The 16,851-nt window shown below is 71.5% G+C and carries 12 protein-coding genes; 8 read left to right on the forward strand and 4 right to left on the reverse strand.

Annotated elements, in window-relative coordinates; all coding sequences use genetic code 11:
* The 6 genes from DY218_RS29850 to DY218_RS29875 all read left to right on the forward strand — a co-directional run bounded on the left by DY218_RS29850 (position 1) and on the right by DY218_RS29875 (position 6,366).
* Complete coding sequence (locus DY218_RS29850) at positions 1 to 786, forward strand: DUF3710 domain-containing protein (protein ID WP_128559287.1); 786 nt, start codon at positions 1 to 3, stop codon at positions 784 to 786.
* A 175-nt stretch (positions 787 to 961) separates the two neighbouring features.
* A complete protein-coding gene (locus DY218_RS29855; RefSeq protein WP_128559288.1) occupies positions 962 to 1,708 on the forward strand; it encodes an ABC transporter ATP-binding protein in 747 nt (248 codons plus the stop codon).
* Between the two features lie 152 nt (positions 1,709 to 1,860).
* A complete protein-coding gene (locus DY218_RS29860) occupies positions 1,861 to 4,449 on the forward strand; it encodes a sensor histidine kinase (RefSeq protein ID WP_128559289.1) in 2,589 nt (862 codons plus the stop codon).
* Positions 4,446 to 5,129: a response regulator gene (locus DY218_RS29865; RefSeq protein WP_128559290.1), complete on the forward strand. Its 684-nt coding sequence runs from the start codon at positions 4,446 to 4,448 to the stop codon at positions 5,127 to 5,129. The genes DY218_RS29860 and DY218_RS29865 overlap by 4 nt, the downstream gene beginning before the upstream one ends.
* A 67-nt stretch (positions 5,130 to 5,196) precedes the next feature.
* Positions 5,197 to 5,595 carry an OB-fold nucleic acid binding domain-containing protein gene (locus DY218_RS29870; RefSeq protein WP_128559291.1) on the forward strand — a complete coding sequence of 133 codons (399 nt, stop codon included), beginning with the start codon at positions 5,197 to 5,199 and terminating at the stop codon, positions 5,593 to 5,595.
* A gap of 3 nt (positions 5,596 to 5,598) precedes the next feature.
* Positions 5,599 to 6,366, forward strand: a complete 768-nt coding sequence (locus tag DY218_RS29875; RefSeq protein WP_128559292.1) for a DUF3159 domain-containing protein — start codon at positions 5,599 to 5,601, stop codon at positions 6,364 to 6,366.
* Between the two features lie 135 nt (positions 6,367 to 6,501).
* Here the strand turns inward: DY218_RS29875 and DY218_RS29880 are convergent, their stop codons facing one another.
* Both DY218_RS29880 and DY218_RS29885 read right to left on the reverse strand, forming a co-directional pair.
* Entirely contained in the window at positions 6,502 to 7,179 is a 678-nt protein-coding gene (locus DY218_RS29880) for a potassium channel family protein (RefSeq protein WP_128559293.1), read from the reverse strand.
* Positions 7,176 to 7,847: a potassium channel family protein gene (locus DY218_RS29885; RefSeq protein WP_128559297.1), complete on the reverse strand. Its 672-nt coding sequence runs from the start codon at positions 7,845 to 7,847 to the stop codon at positions 7,176 to 7,178. The genes DY218_RS29880 and DY218_RS29885 overlap by 4 nt, the downstream gene beginning before the upstream one ends.
* Before the next feature lie 278 nt (positions 7,848 to 8,125).
* On the opposite strand from DY218_RS29885, the gene DY218_RS29890 reads away from it, so the two are divergent.
* Complete coding sequence (locus tag DY218_RS29890; protein ID WP_128559294.1) at positions 8,126 to 10,216, forward strand: APC family permease; 2,091 nt, start codon at positions 8,126 to 8,128, stop codon at positions 10,214 to 10,216.
* A gap of 76 nt (positions 10,217 to 10,292) precedes the next feature.
* Positions 10,293 to 11,663 (forward strand): class I SAM-dependent RNA methyltransferase, encoded by a 1,371-nt coding sequence (locus tag DY218_RS29895; protein WP_128559295.1) that lies wholly within the window; start codon positions 10,293 to 10,295, stop codon positions 11,661 to 11,663.
* A gap of 35 nt (positions 11,664 to 11,698) precedes the next feature.
* Here DY218_RS29895 and DY218_RS29900 read toward each other — a convergent pair whose 3' ends face one another.
* Both DY218_RS29900 and DY218_RS29905 read right to left on the reverse strand, forming a co-directional pair.
* Entirely contained in the window at positions 11,699 to 14,590 is a 2,892-nt protein-coding gene (locus DY218_RS29900) for an NHLP bacteriocin export ABC transporter permease/ATPase subunit (RefSeq protein WP_128559296.1), read from the reverse strand.
* A 1-nt stretch (position 14,591) separates the two neighbouring features.
* Positions 14,592 to 16,844: an NHLP family bacteriocin export ABC transporter peptidase/permease/ATPase subunit gene (locus tag DY218_RS29905; protein ID WP_128559298.1), complete on the reverse strand. Its 2,253-nt coding sequence runs from the start codon at positions 16,842 to 16,844 to the stop codon at positions 14,592 to 14,594.
* Between the last annotated feature and the right edge of the window lie 7 nt (positions 16,845 to 16,851).

A 16,851-nucleotide genomic window follows, 5' to 3' on the forward strand; every position in this document is an offset into this window, starting at 1 on the left:
GTGTTCGGACGTCGTAAGAAAGGTGCCGCCGACGACGCGGCCGGCGAGGCCGAGCAGGTCGTCGACGACGTGGACGGTGAGTCCTCGGTGGACGCCGGGGACGCGGCGGACGACGAGGGCAAGCAGCAGCGGGTGAGCCTCCCGCCGGCGCCCCGTCCGGACGGCCCCTGGGACATCTCCGAGATCCGCGAGCCCGGCGAGGGCCGTGTCGATCTGGGCGGCATCTTCGTGCCCGGTGTCGAGGGCATGGAGCTGCGGGTCGAGGTCGCCGGTGACGCCATCGTCGCCGCGACGGTGGTGCTGCGCGACAGCGCCGTACAGCTGCAGGCGTTCGCCGCACCCAAGAAGGAAGGCCTGTGGGGCGAGGTCCGGGCCGAGATCGCGTCCGGCATCACCCAGCAGGGCGGGGTCGTCGACGAGATCGAGGGACCGCTCGGCTGGGAGCTCAGGGCCCAGGTGCCGGTGCAGCTGCCGGACGGCAAGGGCGGCTTCCAGGTGGTCCGGTTCGTCGGTGTGGACGGGCCGCGCTGGTTCCTGCGCGGAGTGATCTCCGGCCAGGGCGCCGTGCAGCCCGAGGCGGCGGGCCTGCTCGAGCAGATCTTCCGGGACGCGGTCGTGGTGCGTGGCGAGGGCCCGATGGCACCCCGCGACCCGATCGTCCTCAAGCTGCCGAACGACGCGCAGATGGTCCCCGAGGGTGTGCAGCAGGAGAACCAGGAGGAGTCCCGGTTCGCCGGTGGCATGGGGCAGCTGGCGCGCGGGCCCGAGATCACCGAGGTGCGCTGACCGACAGGTCGGCCGGAGGCTGACGAGAGAGGGCCGTACCCCGACGGGTACGGCCCTCGTCGTCTGCTCGGACCCTGCGCCCGTCCCGCGGCGCGGTCGCCCCGCCCATTGCCCGCCACGACGCCCCGCGGCCATACTGGCGCCCGGCGTTCAGGGGCGTACGGGGGAGTGGCACATGACCGACAGGACCGAAGGGCACGGCGGGACGGCCGTGGCCGGTGCGGCGGCGCAGGACGGCGGCGGGGAGCCGATGGTCCGCGTCGAGGACCTGAGCCGGACGTACGGCACCGGAGCCGCCGCCGTGCACGCCCTGCGCGGGGTGACCTTCACCGTGCCCCGCGGCGAGCTCGTCGCCCTCAAGGGCCGCTCCGGATCCGGCAAGACGACGCTGCTCAATCTGGTGGGCGGCCTGGACACCCCGGACGGCGGCAGTGTCGCCGTCGACGGCCTCGAACTCGCCGCGCTCGGTGAGAAGGGCCTGCTCGAGCTGCGCCGCGAGCGGATCGGTTTCATCTTCCAGTCGTTCGGCCTGATCCCGATCCTGTCCGCCGCGGAGAACGTGGGCGTACCGATGCGGCTCCGCAAGGAGGATCCACGCGCGCGTGAGGAGCGGGTCGAGCTGCTGCTCGGCCTGGTGGGTCTCGCCGACCACGCCCGTCAGCGCCCGGGGGAGCTCTCCGGCGGACAGCAGCAGCGCGTCGCCATCGCGCGCGCCCTCGCCAACCGGCCCGCCCTGATCATCGCCGACGAACCGACCGGCCAGCTCGACGCGGAGACCGGGCACGCCGTGATGGAGCTGCTGCGTGCGGTCGTCCGCAGCGAGGGCGTCACCGCACTGGTCGCCACCCACGACGCCGCGATGCTGGACCTGGCGGACCGGGTCCTGGAGCTGAACGACGGACGGATCGTCGAGCACGTCTGACGGCCGGGCCCCGGACGGCCGGTTCCTTCGCCCGGCCGTACGCTCTACGGGGCCGGTGGCGATCGTGAGTCGGCGGCGACGACCAGAGGACCGGCGACGACCGGAGAACCGGCGACGACGGGAAGCCGGCGGCGATCGAAGACAATGGGGCCATGGGACGCGGAACTCGCGGGAAACTCCGCATCTATCTCGGCGCCGCACCGGGCGTGGGCAAGACCTACGCCATGCTCTCCGAGGCGCACCGCAGGGTGGGACGCGGCACGGACTGCGTGGTCGCCTTCGCCGCGCACCACGACCGGCCGCGCACCGAGGAGCTGCTGCACGGCCTCGAGCAGGTGGCCCACCGTGAGCTCGAGCACCGCGGATCGACATACGCGGAGATGGACGTCGACGCCGTACTCGAACGCGCCCCGGCCGTGGCCCTGGTCGACGACCTCGCCCACACCAACGTCCCCGGCTCCCGCAACGCCAAGCGCTGGCAGGACGTCGAGGAGCTGCTCGCGGCAGGCGTCGACGTGATCTCCACCGTCAACATCAAGGACCTCGAGTCACTCGGCGACGTGGTCGAGTCCATAACCGGCGTGCGCCAGCGCGAGACCGTCCCCGACGAGGTGGTCCGCCGAGCCGAGCAGCTCGAGCTCGTCGACATGGCGCCGCAGGCCCTGCGCCGCCGCATGGCGCACGGCAACATCTACAAGGCCGACCGCATCGACGCCGCCCTGTCGAACTACTTCCGGCCCGGCAATCTCACCGCCCTGCGCGAGCTCGCCCTGCTCTGGGTGGCCGACCGCGTCGACGAATATCTGCAGCAGTACCGCGGCGAGCACAACATCCGCACCACCTGGCAGGCCCGCGAACGCATCGTCGTCGGCCTCACCGGTGGCCCCGAGGGCCGCACCCTCATCCGCCGGGCCGCCCGGATGGCCGCCAAGGGCTCAGGCAGCGAGATCCTCGCCGTCTACATCGCCCGCAGCGACGGCCTCACCGCCGCATCGCCCAAGGAACTCGCCGTCCAGCGCACCCTCGTCGAGGACCTCGGCGGCACCTTCCACCACGTCATCGGCGACGACATACCCGTATCGCTCCTGGAGTTCGCCCGGGGCGTCAACGCCACCCAGATCGTGCTCGGTTCGAGCCGCCGCAAGACCTGGCAGTACGTCTTCGGGCCCGGCGTCGGCGCCACCGTCGCCCGGGACTCCGGGCCGGACCTCGACGTGCACATCGTCACGCACGAGGAGGTCGCCAAGGGCCGCGGCCTGCCCGTCGCCCGCGGCGCACGGCTCGGGCGGTCCCGGAACATCGCGGGCTGGGCCGTCGGTATCGTGGGACCCGCGCTGCTCGCGCTGCTGCTGCGGAACATCGACACCGATCTCGGGCTCGCCAACGACATGCTGGTGTTCCTGTCGCTGACCGTCGCCGCCGCGCTGATCGGCGGACTGCTGCCCGCGCTCGCCTCGGCCGCCTTCGGTTCGCTGCTCCTGAACTACTTCTTCTCGCCTCCGACGCACCGGATGACGGTCGCCGACCCGAAGAACATGGTCGCGATCGTGGTGTTCGTGGGCGTCGCCCTGTCCGTGGCCTCGGTGGTCGACCTCGCGGCCCGGCGCACCCACCAGGCCGCGCGGCTGCGCGCCGAGTCGGAGATCCTCTCCTTCCTCGCGGGCAGTGTGCTGCGCGGCGAGACGACGCTCGACTCGCTCCTGGAGCGGGTGCGCGAGACCTTCGGCATGGAGTCGGTGGCGCTGCTCGAGCGCGCCGGCGACGTGGCCCCGTGGACCTGCGCGGGCAGTGTCGGCCCGGACTCGCCGGGCCGGCCCGAGGACGCCGATGTCGACATGCCGGTCGGCGACCACATGGCCCTCGCGCTGTCCGGCCGGGTGCTGCCGGCCGAGGACCGCCGGGTGCTCGCCGCGTACGCCGCGCAGGCCGCGGTCGTCCTCGACCGCAGCCGACTGCAGGACGAGGCGCAGCAGGCGCGCGGCCTCGCCGAGGGCAACCGGATCAGGACCGCCCTGCTCGCCGCCGTCAGCCACGATCTGCGCACCCCGCTCGCCGGGATCAAGGCGGCCGTCAGCTCGCTGCGCTCCGACGACGTCGACTGGTCCGATGAGGACCGCGCCGAGCTGCTCGAAGGCATCGAGAACGGCGCCGACCGGCTCGACCACCTGGTCGGCAACCTGCTCGACATGTCGCGCCTGCAGACCGGCACGGTCACCCCGCTGATCCGCGAGATCGACCTCGACGAGGTGGTCCCGATGGCCCTCGGCGGAGTCCCCGACGGCAGCGTCGACCTGGACATACCGGAGTCCCTGCCGATGGTCGGCGTCGACAAGGGCCTGCTCGAGCGCGCGGTCGCCAACATCGTCGAGAACGCCGTCAAGTACGGCCCCGACGCCCACCGCGTCACCGTCGCGGCGAGCGCGCTCGGCGACCGTGTGGAGCTGCGCGTCGTGGACCGCGGCGTCGGCGTACCGGACGACGCCAAGGATCGCATCTTCGAGCCCTTCCAGCGCTACGGCGACGCCCCGCGCGGCGCCGGCGTCGGACTCGGGCTCGCGGTCGCCCGCGGTTTCGTCGAAGCCATGGGCGGCACCCTCAACGCCGAGGACACCCCTGGCGGCGGCCTCACCATGGTGCTCACCCTGCGCGCCGTGGACCGCCCCGTAGGGGGTGTCACCCCAGCTCCCCGCCTCGGTCACCTCATGACCGCAGGCACACCACCGGAAAGGCAGGCCCCATGACCCGGGTGCTCGTGGTCGACGACGAGCCGCAGATCGTGCGCGCCCTCGAGATCAACCTCAAGGCGCGCAAGTACGAGGTCGACTCCGCGTTCGACGGCTCCTCCGCGCTGCGGACCGCGACGGACCGCCACCCCGATGTCGTCGTACTCGATCTCGGGCTCCCCGACATGGACGGCGTCGACGTCATCAAGGGCCTGCGGGGCTGGACCAGGGTGCCGATCCTGGTGCTCTCCGCCCGGCACAGCTCCGACGAGAAGGTGCAGGCGCTCGACGCCGGGGCGGACGACTACGTCACCAAGCCGTTCGGCATGGACGAGCTGCTCGCCCGGCTGCGGGCCGCCGTCCGCAGGGCCGAGCCCACCGGTGGCGAGGAGGAGGGCGCCCTGGTCGACACCAGCGACTTCACCGTCGACATGGCCGCCAAGAAGGTCCACCGCGACGGCCGTGACGTACGCCTGACGCCCACCGAGTGGCACCTCCTCGAGGTGCTCGTCCACAACACCGGGCGCCTGGTCAGCCAGAAGCAGCTGCTCCAGGAGGTGTGGGGCCCGTCGTACGGCACGGAGACGAACTATCTGCGGGTCTACATGGCCCAGCTGCGCCGCAAGCTCGAGTCCGACCCCTCGCATCCGCGGCACTTCATCACCGAGCCGGGCATGGGCTATCGGTTCGAGCCGTGATCCGTGCCGTGCGTGCGGTGACCGACGGCACTGAACCGGTGTCGGCGGCCCCCGGTACGCTTTCTTCATGAGCGCTGTTTCTGGTTCCGACAAGCCGGCCGGCAGGTTCCGCCGGATCCTGGACCGGCTCTCCTCCTCGCAGGAGGAGCTGGAGTCGGAGGAGCTCCGCGAGGACTCCGCGACGGCGGGCTGCCTGCGCATAGGCGACTGCCAGGACCGCCAGATCGTCACCGTGACTGGTACCTTGCGGACGGTGACTCAGCGGCCACGCGCCGGAGTCCCGGCCCTCGAGGCCGAGCTCTTCGACGGCAGCGCCGCGCTCGACGTGGTGTGGCTGGGCCGGCGTTCCATCGTGGGGATAGAGCCGGGACGCAAGCTGATCGCCTCCGGCCGGATCTCGATGAGCCGAGGCCGCAGAGTGCTGTTCAATCCGAAGTACGAACTCAGACCGCTCGGACGGGAGTAGCCGGTGACGTCAGTCGACAAGCCGACCGACCACACCACTCGGCAGGGGGGCGAGGACGCCGACACCAAGGCCGTCACCGAAGCCGCCCTCTTCGAGGCCTTCGGAGGGCTGCGGGGCCTGATCGAGACGGTCCTGCCGGGTCTGCTCTTCGTGACGATCTACACGATCAACCAGGACCTGAAGAGCGCGGCGATCGCGGCCCTCGTGGTGTCCGTGGTGCTCGTGGTCGTCCGCCTCGCCATGAAGGACACCGTGAAGCACGCCTTCAGCGGCGTCTTCGGCGTCGGCTTCGGCGTGGTCTTCGCGATGATGACGGGGAACGCCAAGGACTTCTACCTGCCGGGCATGCTCTACACCCTCGGCCTCTCTCTCGCGTACATCATCACGGCCATCGCGGGCGTCCCGCTGATCGGCCTGATCCTCGGCCCGGTCTTCAAGGAGAACCTCTCCTGGCGTACCCGGAACCCGGGGCGCAAGAAGGCGTACACGAAGGCCAGTTGGGCCTGGGGACTGATCCTGCTCGCCAAGGTCGCGATCCTCTTCCCGCTGTACTGGTGGGCGGACACCACCCAGTTCGGCTGGGTGACCATCTCCCTGAAGATCCCGCCGTTCCTGCTCGCCGTCTGGCTGACCTGGGTGTTCCTCGCCAAGGCGCCGCCGCCGATCGACGTGTTCGCCGAGATGGAGGCGGAGGAGAAGGCCGAGGAGGAGGCGAAGCGCGCGGCGGCCCGGACGCCGGAGCCGGGGCCGGCGCGGCACCGCAAGCCGTAGCGGCAGCGACGCAAGGGGGGCGCCCCCGGGACCCGCTCGACCGGGTTCCGGGGGCGCCCCTTCGTACGTACGGAACGGCGCTGCGTACGGAATGACGCTCGCTGCATACGGTACGGCGCTGCGTACGGGACGCAGCTACCCCGCCGCATCCTCCCGCCGCACCGACAGCAGGTCCTCCAGCTGCTCCTCGCGGGCCTGTGCGGCCACGAAGAGCAGCTCGTCGCCCGCCTCGAGCACATCGTCGACGGTCGGCGAGAGCACCCGCGTGCCGCGGATGATCGTGACCAGGGAGGTGTCCTGCGGCCACGCGATGTCCGCGATCCTGGTCCCGGCGAGCGCCGACTCCGGAGGCAGCGTCAGCTCCACCAGATTCGCGTCACCGTGGCTGAAGCGAAGCAGCCGGACCAGGTCGCCGACGCTCACCGCCTCCTCCACCAGGGCCGACATCAGACGCGGCGTGGAGACCGCGACATCGACGCCCCACGACTCGTTGAACAGCCACTCGTTCTTCGGGTTGTTGACCCGGGCGACGACCCGCGGCACCCCGTACTCCGTCTTCGCGAGCAGCGAGACGACCAGATTGACCTTGTCGTCGCCGGTCGCCGCGATCACCACATTGCACCGCTGCAGCGCCGCCTCGTCGAGCGAGGTGATCTCGCAGGCGTCGGCGAGCAGCCACTCCGCCTGCGGCACCCGCTCCACCGAGATCGCGGTCGGCGCCTTGTCGATCAGCAGGACCTCGTGCCCGTTCTCCAGGAGCTCACCGGCGATGGAACGGCCCACAGCGCCCGCTCCGGCAATGGCGACCCTCATCGGTGACCGCCCTCCTCAGGGCCCTCGGCGAAGGCCGCCTCGACCTTCGCGATCTCGTCCGTACGCATCATCACGTGCACCAGATCGCCCTCCTGCAGCACGGTCGCCGAGGTCGGCAGGACCGCCTCGCCGAGCCGGGTCAGGAACGCCACCCGCACCCCGGTCTCCTCCTGCATCCGGCTGATCCGGTGCCCCACCCACTCCGTGGAGGTGTGCACCTCGGCCAGCTGCACGCCGCCGGTGGGATCCCGCCACAGCGGCTCCGCGCCGGACGGAAGGAGCCGGCGCAGCATCTGATCCGCCGTCCAGCTCACCGTCGCGACCGTGGGGATGCCGAGCCGCTGGTACACCTCGGCGCGGCGGGGGTCGTAGATACGCGCCGCCACGTTCTCGATGCCGAACATCTCCCGGGCCACCCGGGCCGCGATGATGTTCGAGTTGTCGCCGCTGCTGACGGCGGCGAAGGCCCCCGCCTCCTCGATGCCGGCCTCCCGCAGGGTGTCCTGGTCGAAGCCGACCCCGGTCACCCGCCGGCCGCCGAACCCGGACCCCAGACGGCGGAAGGCCGTGGGGTCCTGGTCGACCACCGCGACCGTATGACCCTGCTCCTCCAAGGTCTGGGCGAGTGCGGAACCCACGCGTCCGCAGCCCATGATGACGATGTGCACGACCGTCCTTCCGGCTTTCATCCCGTGGAGCGCACATGCGCTCCCTCCGACTGTGTACGACCACAACCACGCCACCGGCCGGTGCGCCCGGCGCTCCGACCACCGCTGTCGTGGGCCGACACGGTTCCAGTCCCCTCACAGAGTGGCAGACCGCGGCCGAGGCTACACACGCGCGGTGCGTGCGGAGGGCCGGCCGGGCATCAAGGGATCGTTCGGATTCCCGCGGTCCAGGGGGTGGTGCGTGTGAGAGCCCCGTTCGAACGCTTACGATCGCCACCGTGTCCAAACTGACCGACGTGCCCAAACGCATTCTCATCGGGCGCGCACTGCGCAGCGACAGGCTTGGCGAAACGCTCCTGCCGAAGCGCGTCGCACTACCTGTCTTCGCCTCCGACCCGCTCTCCTCGGTGGCGTACGCACCCGGCGAAGTGCTCCTCGTGCTCTCCATCGCCGGCGTCTCGGCGTACCACTTCAGCCCCTGGATCGCGGTCGCGGTCGTGGTCCTGATGTTCACCGTGGTCGCCTCGTACCGGCAGAACGTCCGCGCCTATCCGAGCGGCGGCGGCGACTACGAGGTGGCCAACACCAACCTCGGGCGCCGCGCGGGCCTCACCGTCGCCAGCGCCCTGCTCGTCGACTACGTGCTCACGGTCGCCGTGTCGATCTCCGCGGGCATCGAGAACCTCGGCTCGGCGATCCCCTTCGTCGTCGAACACAAACTGCTCTGCGCCGTCGCGGCGATCGTGCTGCTCACCCTGATGAACCTGCGCGGCGTCAAGGAGTCGGGCAAGCTCTTCGCGATCCCCACCTACGTATTCGTCGGCGCCGTCTTCTTGATGCTCCTGTGGGGCGCCTTCCGCGGGCTCGTCCTCGGCGAGGACATGAACGCCCCCACCGCGGACTTCGAGATCAAGCCCGAGCACGGCGGTCTGGCCGGATTCGCCCTGGTCTTCCTGCTCCTTCGCGCCTTCTCCTCCGGCTGCGCGGCACTCACCGGCGTCGAGGCGATCAGCAACGGCGTACCGGCCTTCCGCCGGCCGAAGTCGAAGAACGCCGCGACCACGCTCGCGATGATGGGCCTGCTCGCCGTCACCATGTTCTGCGGCATCATCGCGCTCGCCATGGCCACCGACGTCAAGATGGCCGAGCGGCCCGCCCAGGACCTCTTCCTCGACGGCTCGCCGGTCGGCGCCGACTACGTACAGCACCCGGTGATCTCGCAGGTCGCGGCCGCGGTCTTCGGCGACGGCACCTTTCTCTTCGTGATCCTCGCGGTGGCCACCGCCCTCGTCCTCTTCCTGGCCGCCAACACCGCGTACAACGGCTTCCCGCTGCTCGGCTCGATCCTCGCCCAGGACCGCTACCTGCCCCGCCAGCTGCACACCCGCGGCGACCGGCTCGCGTTCTCCAACGGCATCGTGCTGCTCGCCGGCGCGGCCGCCCTGCTCGTATGGATCTACGCGGCGGACTCGACCCGCCTCATCCAGCTGTACATCGTCGGCGTCTTCGTCTCCTTCACGCTCAGCCAGACCGGCATGGTCCGGCACTGGAACCGGCTGCTGCGCACCGAGCGAGACCAGGCCAAGCGGCGCCACATGATCCGCTCGCGCGCCATCAACGCCTTCGGCGCCTTCTTCACCGGCGTGGTGCTCGTCGTCGTCCTGGTCACCAAGTTCAGCCACGGCGCCTGGGTGGCGCTGCTCGGCATGGTCATCTTCTACGTGACGATGTCGGCGATCCGCCGCCACTACGACCGGGTCGCCGAGGAGATCTCCGCACCCGAGGGCCCCACCGACGACACCGTGCGCCCCTCCCGGGTGCACTCCATCGTCCTGGTCTCCAAGGTCCACAAGCCGACGCTGCGCGCGGTCGCCTACGCCAAGCTGATGCGCTCCGACACCCTGGAGGCGGTCAGCATCAACGTCGACCCGGACGAGACCCGCGCCCTGCGCGAGGAGTGGGAACGCCGCGGCATCACCGTCCCGCTCAAGGTCCTCGACTCTCCGTACCGCGAGATCACCCGCCCGATCATCGAGTACGTGAAGGGCCTGCGCCGGGACAGCCCGCGCGACGCAGTCAGCGTGATCATCCCCGAGTACGTGGTCGGCCACTGGTACGAGCACATCCTGCACAACCAGAGCGCCCTGCGCCTCAAGGGCCGGCTGCTCTTCACCCCGGGCGTGATGGTGACCTCGGTCCCGTACCAGCTGGAGTCCTCCGAGGCGGCCAGGAAGCGGGCCCGCAGACGGGCGGACTGGAGCGCGCCGGGCATGGTGCGCCGGGGGCCAGTGGAGAAGAGGACGAAGCAGTCGGCCGGCCGGGCAGGTGGCCGTGCGGAGGACGGCGGTGGCTCGGGCAACGACGCGTAGGACAGGCCCGCCGGACGCGTAGACTCGAATGCTGTTGTCGCACCGCCCTTCCCCTGAGCTCTGGAGTCACCCCGCCATGCAGGCAGAACAGAAGAACGCACCGGCGGGGGAGCAGGGCCAGGAGGAGGCCGGGAAGGTGTCGCTCGTCGGCCGTGAGTACGAGGTCGAGATCGGCCCCGTCGCTCACGGCGGCCACTGCATCGCCCGTACGTCCGAGGGCCAGGTGCTCTTCGTACGGCACACCCTGCCCGGCGAGCGGGTGATCGCCCGGGTCACGGAGGGCGAGGAGGGCGCCCGCTTCCTGCGGGCCGACGCGGTGGAGGTCCTGGACGCGTCCAAGGACCGCATCGAGGCCCCGTGTCCGTACGCGGGCCCCGGCCGCTGCGGCGGCTGCGACTGGCAGCACGTGAAGCCCGGCGCCCAGCGCCGCCTCAAGGGCGAGGTGCTCACCGAACAGCTCGAACGCCTCGCGGGCCTCACGCCCGAACAGGCCGGCTGGGACGGCACGGTGATGCCCGCCGAGGGCGACAAGCTGCCCGCCGGCGAGGTCCCGGCCTGGCGCACCCGCGTCCAGTACGCGATCGACGCGGACGGCAACGCGGGCCTGCGGCGCCACCGTTCGCACGAGGTCGAGCCGATCGAGCACTGTCTGATCGCCGCCCCCGGCGTCAGCGAACTCGGCATCGAGGAGCGCGACTGGTCCGGCATGGCCTCCGTCGACGCCATCGCGGCCACCGGCTCCCAGGACCGCCAGGTCATCCTCGAGCCCCGCCCGGGCGCGCGCCTCCCGCTCGTCGAGCTCGACCGCCCGGTCTCCGTGCTCCGCGTCGCCGAACAGGACGGCGGCATCCACCGCGTGCACGGCCGCCCCTTCGTCCGCGAACGCGCCGACGGCCGCACCTACCGCGTCGGCAACGGCGGCTTCTGGCAGGTCCACCCGAAGGCCGCCGACACCCTGGTCACCGCGGTGATGCAGGGCCTGCTGCCGCGCAAGGGCGACACGGCGCTCGATCTGTACTGCGGCGTCGGCCTGTTCGCCGCCGCGATCGCCGACCGGGTCGGCGACGAGGGCGCGGTCCTCGGCATCGAGTCCGGCAAGCGCGCGGTCGAGGACGCCCGCCACAACGTCCGCGAGTTCGACCGCGTCCGCATCGAACAGGGCAAGGTCGAATCCGCCCTCCCGCGCACCGGCATCACGTCGGCCGACCTGGTGGTCCTGGACCCACCGCGATCGGGCGCGGGCAAACAGACGGTCACCCACCTCTCCACCCTCGGCGCCCGCCGCATCGCCTACGTCGCCTGCGACCCGGCGGCCTTGTCCCGCGACCTCTCGTACTTCGCGGACGCGGGGTATCGGGTGCGGGTGCTTCGGGCGTTCGATCTGTTTCCTATGACGCATCACCTGGAGTGCGTGGCGATTCTGGAGCCGACGGAGAAGGGGCGCTGATCAGGCACCTGGTGGATGTCGTGTGGCGGGCCCCTTCACCGCAACTGCCGCCGCACCAGCTCATGGAGTCTGCCGTTCGTGTCCGCCAACAGGTCCGCGGGTGTGCCCTGTTGGACGATCCGGCCCTCTGACATGACCACCACGCGGTCCGCGTCCAGGACCGTGGAGAGGCGGTGGGCGATGACGATGCGGGTGGCGTTGAGGGTGTGGGTGCTGTCCATGACCGTGCGCTGGGTCTCGTTGTCCAGGGCGGACGTCGCCTCGTCGAAGAACAGGACGCGGGGGCGGCGGATCAGGGCCTGGGCGATCATCAGGCGCTGGCGCTGGCCGCCGGAGACCGCCCCGCCGCCGGCGATCATCGTGTGCAGGCCCATCGGCATGCGTTTGATGTCCTCGGCGAGCCCTGCCATCGCCGCGGCCTCCCAGGCCTCCTCCTGGGTGTACGCCTCGGCGCCGCAGATGCAGTCCAGGATGGAGCCGGTGAGGGGCTGGGCGTTCTGCAGCACCACACCGCACTGGCGGCGCACCGCGGACTGGTCGAGGGCCGCGAGGTCCTGGCCGTCGTAGAGCACGCTGCCCGAGACCGGCTCGTCGAAGCCGATCAGGAGGCGGAGCAGCGTCGACTTGCCGCAGCCGCTCGGGCCGACGACGGCCACGAACTCGCCGGGCCGGATCGCGAGCGACACATCGTCCAGGACGAGCGGCCCGTCGTCGCTGTAGCGGAAGGACAGTGAGCGCACCTCGATCTCGCCCCGGAGCTCGCCGGGCCGGGTGCTCCCGGCGCGTACCTCGGGGGTCGCCTCGAGAACCGGCTTGATCTGTTCGTACATCGGGAGTACGGCGGCCGCCGAGATCAGGGCACCGGTCAGCTGGGTGACCGCGGTGAGGAGCATGGTCACCGCGGTGCTGAAGGTGAGGAACTCGCCCGCGGTGAGGCTGCCCCTCGCCGGACCCGCGAGCAGCAGGAACATGATGAGGGTGCAGAGCGGCAGATACACCGCGTCGAGGACCGTGGTGAGGTTCTTGATGCGGCCCGCCCGCTGCTGGAGTTCCCGGCTGCGCGCGAACTCCCCGGCCCAGGCCGCGTAGGCGAAGCTCTCCGCACCGGCGACACGGAGTTTGGGCAGTCCGCGCAGGGTCTGGAACGCCTGGTTGTTGAGTTTGTTGGCGAGCTTCACCAGGCGCCGCTGCCAGCGCAGTTGCCACAGCCCGAGGGTGAGGAAGACGGCCGCGATGACAGTGAGCATGGCCAGGGCGGTCAGGGCGAGGGGGATGCTGTACAGGAGCAGCAGGACGACGTTCATGGCGCCGATCGAGCCGGCCTGCAGGGCGACCGGGCCGATGCCCGACAGGACCCGGCGGATCGCGCTCACCCCCATCGCCGCGCTCGCCAGCTCGCCGGTGGAGCGGGCGGCGAAGAAGCGGGTGGGCAGCCGCAACAGGCGGTCCCAGACGGCGGGTTGGAGCGCGCCCTCCATCCGGCCCTCGATCCGGAGCACGGTGAGATTCTGCAGTAGCATGAACGCCGCGGAGACGACGCTGCCGATCAGCACGGCCAGCGACACCTGGACGATCAGACCGGTCTCCGCGTTCGGTACGAGGACACCGAGCACCTGCCCGGTGGCGACCGGAACCAGCGCGCCGACCAGCACGGTCACCAGCGAGGCGAGCGCGAGATTGCGCACGTCGCCGCCGCTGCCGCGCAGACTGAACCGGGCCAGGCCCCACGGCGTCAACGGCCGTTCCGGCAGCGGCCGGTGGAACATGACGGCCTCGGGCTCGTACTCCTGTGCCGTGGCGGCGTCGACACGGGAGCGGCGCCCGGACATCGGGTGCACCGACTCGTAGCCGCCGCGTCGCCACAGCAGGGCGACCGGCGCGCCGCTCGCGGCGCGGTGACCCACCAGCGGACCCGCGTTCTCGCGCCACCAGCGGCCGTGCAGCCGGACACCACGGGTACGGACCCGCGCGGCCACCGCGAACTGCTCCACCGGGTCGATCCGTTCGCCCACGCCGCTGTGCACACCGTCGCCCGGCGCGATGCCCGCCGCCTCGGCGACCAGGCGGCAGGCGGCGTACGTGGCGTCGTCGTGACCGCCACCGGGCTCAGGGCCGCGGCCGGACTGCGCACGCCCGGCCGAACTGCCCCTGCCCGAACGGCCGATGGAGGCGATCAGCGTCCGGTCGGCCTGCTCGCGGACGTGCTCGCCCGCCTTGATCCCGGCCGCCGCACGGTCCTCGTGGGCCCGCTCCAGACGTTCGATCCAGCGGTCCAGGGCGGAGAGCAGCCGCCACTGCTGATTGACCATCCGCTGCCACATCGCGGCGTCGACCAGCAGATCACCCGCGGCCTGCTCGCTGTACGCGGCGCCGTAACTCACACTCCCCGGTGCCACCGGCATCCACAGCACGTCGTCGTCGGTCACCACGTCGTCGCCCGTGCCGCGGCCGTCGAGCGGTGCCTCGAACAGGACCCGGTGGCCGCGCCCGATGCCGAGCGCGAAGGCGTGCTCCAGGAGGCTGAGCGCCGCGTCCTGGGTGTCGTACCGGCTGGGGTACTGCTGCTCGTACGACCAGGCGTCGCCGTGGTCCGGGCGGTAGAGCTCGCGCAGCGGGATGCGGCGCAGGACGCAGCCGTGCAGCGGGCGGCCGACGAGGGTGTGCTGCGGCCCTTCGGTCGGGCCGAGCAGCAGCGTGCCCGGTTCGAGCCGGCCGAGGTAGTGCCAGTGGCCCTGCTGCACCGCGTCGACGGCGAACAGGTCGAGGGCGCCCGACACCACGAGCCACAGCACCTGCGGGCCCTCCAGATGAACGCTGGGCAGCCCCGCACAGTCCACCGGTGTGCCGAGCGCCCCGAAGGCGGCGGCGACCGAGTCGTCGTGATGGCCGTGCCCCGAATACGCCTGCTGATGCGGTACGGAGGTCACCTCAGTGCTCCTTGACCAGTTCGGCGTACGGACCGCCCGCGGCGACCAGGCGCTCGTGACGCCCGCGCTCCACGATCCGGCCGTGGTCGAGCACCACGATCTCGTCGCTGTCGCGCACCGTGCTCAGACGGTGCGCGATGACGACGCAGGCGCAGCCGCGGCGGCGCAGACTGTCGATGACGCTCAGCTCGGTCTCGGCGTCCAGGGCGCTGGTCACCTCGTCGAGTACGAGGATGCTCGGGCGGCGGACCAGGGCCCGCGCGATCTCCAGGCGCTGGCGCTGACCGCCGGAGAAGTTCCGGCCGTCCTGCTCCACGCGCGCGTGGATGCCGCCGGGCCTGCGGGCCACCAGGTCGTACAGGCAGGCGTCCTGCAGGGCGGTGACGACGGCGTCGTCCGGGATGGACGGGTCCCACAGGGCGACGTTGTCGCGGACCGTGCCCTCGAAGAGGAAGACGTCCTGGTCCACGAAGGAGACGGAGGCGGCGAGCGCCCCGCGCGGGATGTCCTCCAGACGCTGCCCGTCGATACGGATCGTGCCCTCCCACGGGCTGTAGAGGCCCGAAATCAGCCGGGACACGGTCGACTTGCCGCTGCCGGAGCCACCGACGAGCGCGACCTGCTGCCCCGGCCCGACCGACAGGGAGAAGTCGGTGAGGAGCGGCTTGTCGAGCGGGCTGTAGCCGAAGGTGATCGCCTCGAGGGCGACATGCCCGGTGAGGCGGCGGGTACTGGCGGCGGGCTCGGGCCGCGAGTAGAGCGTGTCGACGGGGAAGTTCTCCACGTCCTTGAGCCGGGCGACGTCCGCGGCGAAGTCCTGGATCCGGCCGGCGACACCGTTCAGACGGGTGATCGGCGCGGTGAAGCGGGTGACCAGCGCCTGGAAGGCGACGAGCAGACCGATCGACAGATGCCCCTCGACGGCGCGCAGACCGCCGATCCAGAGGATCACCGCGCTGTTCACCGTGGCCAGGGCCGGCGCCACGACACCGAGCCATGCGCTCGGCACCCCGAGCCGCTGCTGCTCGTCCAGGGTGGTGGCGTGCTGGCCGGCCCAGCGCCGGAAGTACCCGTTCTCGCCGCCGGTGGCCTTCATCGTCTCGATCAACTGCAGGCCGGTGTACGAGGTGTTGGTGAGCTTGGCGCTGTCGGCGCGCAGCTTCTGGGTGCCGGTCGCCCGCAGCCGTACGACGATGCGCATCGCCACGATGTTCAGCAGGGCGATACCGACGCCGACGAGGGTGAGCTGCGGGTCGTACGTCCACAGCAGGGCCGCGTAGAGCAGCACCACGATGCCGTCCACCCCGGCGGCCGTCAGGTCGCGGGCCAGGGTCTCGGCGACCGCGTCGTTGGAGGCCAGGCGCTGCACCAGATCGGCGGGGCTGCGCTGCGCGAAGAAGGTGACGGGCAGCCGGAGCAGATGGCGCAGGAAGCGGGCGCTGCCGAGCGTGGAGGAGATGATGCGGCCGCGCAGCAGATTCGCCTGCTGCAGCCAGGTGAGCACCACGGTGAGCGCCACCATCGCCCCCATCGAGGCGAACAGCGCGCCCAGGAGCGAGGTCTGACGGCCGATCAGGAAGAGGTCGATGTACGTCCGGCTGAGCGCCGGCAGCGATGCACCGACCGCCACGAGCAGCAGGCTGGCGAGCAGTGCGGCGACCATGGTGCCCGCGGTGCCGCGCAGCCGCGCCGGCAGTGCCTTCATGACGCCGGGTCTGCGGCCTCCCGGACGGAAGTCCTCGCCAGGTGCGAGGACCAGGACGACCCCGGTGAAGCTGGTGTCGAACTCCTCCGCGGGCACGAAACGGCGGCCCTTGTCCGGGTCGTTGACGTACACGCCCTTGCGGCCGAGGCGGCGCCCCGTGCCGTCGTAGACGACGTAGTGGTTGAACTCCCAGAACAGGATCGCCGGCGCCTCGACCTCGGCGAGTGCGGCGGGCTCCATCTGCATGCCCTTGGCCGTGAGGCCGTAACTGCGCGCCGCCTTCAGGACGTTGCTCGCGCGCGAGCCGTCGCGGGAGACGCCGCAGGCGATGCGCAGCTCCTCCAGTGGGACGTGCCGTCCGTGGTGGGCGAGCACCATGGCGAGGGCGGCGGCGCCGCACTCCACGGCCTCCATCTGCAGGACGGTGGGGGTGCGGACGGTCTTCGGCCGGCTGCCCTTCGGCGCGGGACGCGGGGGCGCGGCACGGCGCCGGCCGCGGCGCGGCGGCGGCTCGGGGCGGTGCCTGCGGCGCCCGCCCGGGGGCGGCAGTTGCTGC

Source organism: Streptomyces triticagri, from assembly GCF_003429565.1.
GTDB classification, from domain to species: domain Bacteria; phylum Actinomycetota; class Actinomycetes; order Streptomycetales; family Streptomycetaceae; genus Streptomyces; species Streptomyces triticagri.

What these genes read in the sequence shown, in the direction of transcription:
- DY218_RS29855 (WP_128559288.1), top strand. Translation starts at nt 962, where the DNA reads ATGACCGACAGGACCGAAGGGCACGGCGGGACGGCCGTGGCCGGTGCG.
- DY218_RS29860 (WP_128559289.1), top strand. Translation starts at nt 1,861, where the DNA reads ATGGGACGCGGAACTCGCGGGAAACTCCGCATCTATCTCGGCGCCGCA.
- DY218_RS29865 (WP_128559290.1), top strand. Translation starts at nt 4,446, where the DNA reads ATGACCCGGGTGCTCGTGGTCGACGACGAGCCGCAGATCGTGCGCGCC.
- DY218_RS29870 (WP_128559291.1), top strand. Translation starts at nt 5,197, where the DNA reads ATGAGCGCTGTTTCTGGTTCCGACAAGCCGGCCGGCAGGTTCCGCCGG.
- DY218_RS29880 (WP_128559293.1), bottom strand. Translation starts at nt 7,179, where the DNA reads ATGAGGGTCGCCATTGCCGGAGCGGGCGCTGTGGGCCGTTCCATCGCC.
- DY218_RS29895 (WP_128559295.1), top strand. Translation starts at nt 10,293, where the DNA reads ATGCAGGCAGAACAGAAGAACGCACCGGCGGGGGAGCAGGGCCAGGAG.